The organism is Bilophila sp. 4_1_30 (assembly GCF_000224655.1).
Taxonomy (GTDB): domain Bacteria; phylum Desulfobacterota; class Desulfovibrionia; order Desulfovibrionales; family Desulfovibrionaceae; genus Bilophila; species Bilophila wadsworthia.
The window spans coordinates 59,947-63,752 of sequence record NZ_JH114231.1 but is presented as its reverse complement, the minus strand read 5'-3'; the positions used below and the strand labels follow the sequence as shown (position 1 = coordinate 63,752).

The following is a 3,806-nucleotide window of genomic DNA, read 5'->3' as shown; positions in this document are numbered from 1 at the left end:
GTCCATCGAAGAACTGGCCAGCTCAATCATCTCCGTCCCCAAGCCCGCCAAGTCCGATCTGCACCCCACGACAAAGCCGGTGGCGCTCATCGAGCGTATGGTGGCCAACTCGTCTCCGGCCAAAGGGCTGGTGCTGGACCCGTTCGGCGGCTCCGGCTCGACGCTGATGGCCTGTGAGCTGTTGGGCCGCAGCTGCCGCACGATGGAACTGGACCCGCGCTTCGCCGAAGTCATCATCCGGCGCTGGCAGGACTACACCGACGGACAAGCCCTGCGCGAAGCTGACGGCGCAACACTGGGAGCGGCATGATGTCCAAAGCGGCATACGAACAAAAACGGAAATTTTCCGCCCAAATTCGTGTGCGTTTCAACACGACGACAACGCGCATCGAGCTGGCCGACGCCACCCCATTCGGCGGCCCCACCGGAACATACCGCATGCGCGTCGACCGGCGCTGGTGCGATGCCGCCGACGGCGCGCCGTGGTTCATCAACCGGCAAGACCTCGGAACGCTCATCACAACTATCGCTATGGGCACCTTTGCCGAGCCGTCACCGCGGCCGGAGCTGACGGCACGGCAACGCGTGCGGGCCTTTTCTGGAATAGCCGAGGACGGAACCCGGAAGTACGAGCTGACATGGACGCTCACGCCTCCAATCCTTGGTGCGGACGGACGCTGGCACATCGCTGTAAATTCTTACAGCTCAGGCCCCGTCTTTTTACAGTGTGACGATGTCGAACCCGTAACCATGAGGAACAACAATGGAAAATGAACTATGGAACGGCCTACCCGTTGTAAACGGCATCGCCGGAAAAGGCATCCGTTTCGAGCGCATCCGGCGCATCACGGGTTATCTCGTCGGCACCGTGGACCGCTTCAACGACGCCAAGCGCGCCGAAGTGAAGGACCGCGTGAAGCACGTGAGGATGAGTGATGGAAATGCCGTGGGAGGTGGTCATGACGTAACGCAATAAAAAAGGGGCGGTATTGACCCTACCGCCCCGGGCAAAGGAATCAGGCTAGGCCCAACACCCTTCATCCACCGTTGTGTCTAGCCTCCCTGCAACGACCAGTCAAGGGAGGCGTATGGGAACCACAAGCAACAGATAGGAGACCGAGGCATGTCCGATAAAGAAACCGCCGCTGGCGACCGCGCCGCGCAGATTGAGGCCATGCTCGAACAGAGCAAGGGCACGGACATCATCGTCCTCCTAAAAGCTAAAGAAGCCGCAAAGAAGGCGGTCAAAGACGACCCGAGCAATGCCAACCTCGCGGCGCTCCAGCGTGCAAGCAAAATGCTGGAGGATGCTCAAGTGGGCACGACGGAAAAGCGCGAAACGCTGAAAACGGCAACGGACGTACTCGAACACCTGCTCAAAAACGGCAGGAAAATCAAAAAAAGCAAACTGTATCAAGATATACGGAAGGGTATTCTGCGTCGCAACGCGGACCTGTCGTTCAGCGTGGGCAACGTCAACAAGTACGGAACCACGCTGCCGATGGCCGAGACGCCGGAAATGGTGGCTCAGGAGGCCGAGGAACGGGTCCGCCGCAAGGACAACGCGGACATCCGCATCAAGGAAGCCGAGGCCCGGCGCAAGGAACTGGCCGCCGACGTCGCCGAGGGCAAGTACATCCCCCGGGACATGGTCGAGCAGGAACTCGCCGCCCGGGCGGTCACGCTGAACTCGGGGCTCAAGTCCGCCGTCGAAGCGCAGGCGCTGGACCTCATCGAGACGGTGGACGGCAACCCCAAACAGGCGCACCGCTTCCTTGCCAAGATGGAGGCCGTCATCGACGGCCTGAGCAACAAATACGCCCAGCCGATGGAGATAGAGGTCAACCTTGACGATCCGTCCCTCAACCCCGAACAGGAAGAAAGCTGACGTCAGCGTCCGGCTGGCGGAGGCCCCTTCATGGCTTCCCAAAGGACTCGCCCGCGCTCTTGCGGGCGGGTCCCCTTACCGCTTTGCCTTCTCCAAGGCCGAACGGATAGTCATGCGCCGCCAGAAATGGCTGCCGCCCAGCCAGTGGGCGGAACGCTACCGCATGGTGCGCATGTCGTCCCTGCCCGGCCTCTGGCAGAACGTCTTCACCCCCTACCTTGTCGGCGTCATGGACGCGGCCCGCTTCCCGGGCGTGGAGGTGGTCATCCTATGCAAGACGCCGCAGACGGGCGGCTCGGAGGCCGCGCTCAACGTGCTCGCCCAGATGATCGACCTCTCGCCCGGCCCGGCTATGGTCGTCTTCCCGGACGAAATCACGGCCAAGGAAAACGCCAAAGACCGCATCCTGCCCATGCTGCAGGACTCCCGGCACCTCCGCGGCTACCTCTCCGGAGCCGTCGACGACGCCTCAAGCATCCGCATCAACTTGAAGCATATGCCCATCTATCTGGGCTGGTCCGGTTCCGTCTCCCGGCTCGGCAACAAGCCCATCCGCATCCTCGTGCTGGACGAGCTGGACAAGTACCAGAACCCGCGCAAGGAGGCGACGTCGGAAAGCCTTGCCGAAAAGCGCACCATCTCTTGGAAGGAGCGCAAGTTCATCTTCAAGCTCTCGACGCCGACCACGGAAGACGGCCCCGTCTGGACGGCCTATACCGAGGAAGCCCATGCCCGCTTCGAGTACCACGTCATCTGCCCCTGTTGCGGGGCCGCGCAGCTCATGAGGTTCGACCAGATCCGCTGGCCAGAAGGCGAACGGGACCCCGAGAAGGTGCTCGCCGGGCGGCTGGCCGTGTACCAGTGCGAGCACTGCGGCGGCCAGTGGTCGGACGCCGACCGCGACCGGGCCGTGCGCAAAGGCTTCTGGGTGGAGAAAGCGTCCGGGCTGGAGCTGTTCGCCCATCTGCACCAGCACAGGCCGGTCAAAATCGGTTTCCACCTGCCCGCGTGGAACAGCTATTTCGTGTCCCTCTCCGAAGTGGCGCACGCCTTCCTCAAGTGGAAAAAGACGACCAGGCTCGAAGACCTCAAGAACTTCATGAACCAATACAAGGCCGAGCCGTGGAAGGAAGTCCGCGCCGAGCGGCAGGAAGACGGCCTCCTCGCCCTGTGCGACATGCGCCCCCGCGGTGTCGTGCCCGCCCCCCTCAGCGGCGTACCCCGCGTGGCCGCGCTGGTGGCGGGCGTGGACACGCAGGCCAAGTATTTCCGGTACGTCATCCGGGCCTTCGCCCCCGGCGACACCGAGGAAAGCTGGCTCATCCAGTGCGGCACCGCGCCGACGTTCGAGTCCCTCTCCCAGACCCTCTGGCGCAACGTCTACCGCGACGCCGAGGGCAACGAATACCGCGTCAGCGCCTGCGTCATCGACGCGATGGGCGCGCCGGGACGCACGAAACAGGTCTACGCGTGGTGCGCGCAGCAGGGAGGCCGGGCCATGCCGTTCAAGGGTGAGCAAAAGATGGCCACGCCAGTAAGCTACTCGCCCATCGAGTTCTTTCCCGACGCGAAGGGCTCCAAGATCAAAATCCCCGGCGGTGTGCTGCTCCGGCGCGTGGACACCACGTTCTTCAAGGGCGACCTCGCGGAAAAGCTCTCCGTCACGCCCGGCGACCCCGGCACCTTCTGGCTGCACGCGAACACGGTTCAACAGGGCATCGGCGAAATGGGGGGCATCCTCGCCGACTACGCCAAGGAAATGTGCGCCGAGGTGTTCAACCCCGAAAAGCTGATCTGGGAGAACCCCCACCAGCGCCCCAACCATTTCTGGGACTGTGAAGTAATGGCGCTCGTCTGCGCGTGGGAACTCGGCATCCGCAACTGGGAACCCCCGGAGCCGGAACCCGCGCACACAGAG

The 3,806-nt window shown here is 63.1% G+C and carries 5 protein-coding genes; all 5 read left to right on the top strand.

Annotated features, from left to right (window positions below):
* A partial coding sequence (locus tag HMPREF0178_RS00350; RefSeq protein ID WP_009367914.1) for a DNA methyltransferase occupies nt 1–310 on the top strand: 310 nt, incomplete at its 5' end.
* Nucleotides 307–774, top strand: coding sequence for a hypothetical protein (locus tag HMPREF0178_RS00345; protein ID WP_198134969.1), 468 nt, complete (start codon nt 307–309; stop codon nt 772–774). The genes HMPREF0178_RS00350 and HMPREF0178_RS00345, both read left to right, overlap by 4 nt.
* Nucleotides 764–976: an anaerobic ribonucleoside-triphosphate reductase gene (gene nrdD, locus HMPREF0178_RS00340; protein WP_009367912.1), complete on the top strand. Its 213-nt coding sequence runs from the start codon at nt 764–766 to the stop codon at nt 974–976. The genes HMPREF0178_RS00345 and nrdD overlap by 11 nt, the downstream gene beginning before the upstream one ends.
* Nucleotides 977–1,123: 147 nt before the next feature.
* Nucleotides 1,124–1,888 (top strand): hypothetical protein, encoded by a 765-nt coding sequence (locus tag HMPREF0178_RS00335; RefSeq protein WP_009367911.1) that lies wholly within the window; start codon nt 1,124–1,126, stop codon nt 1,886–1,888.
* Nucleotides 1,848–3,806: terminase gpA endonuclease subunit (locus HMPREF0178_RS00330; protein ID WP_009367910.1), on the top strand; the 1,959-nt coding region annotated here is incomplete at its 3' end. The genes HMPREF0178_RS00335 and HMPREF0178_RS00330, both read left to right, overlap by 41 nt.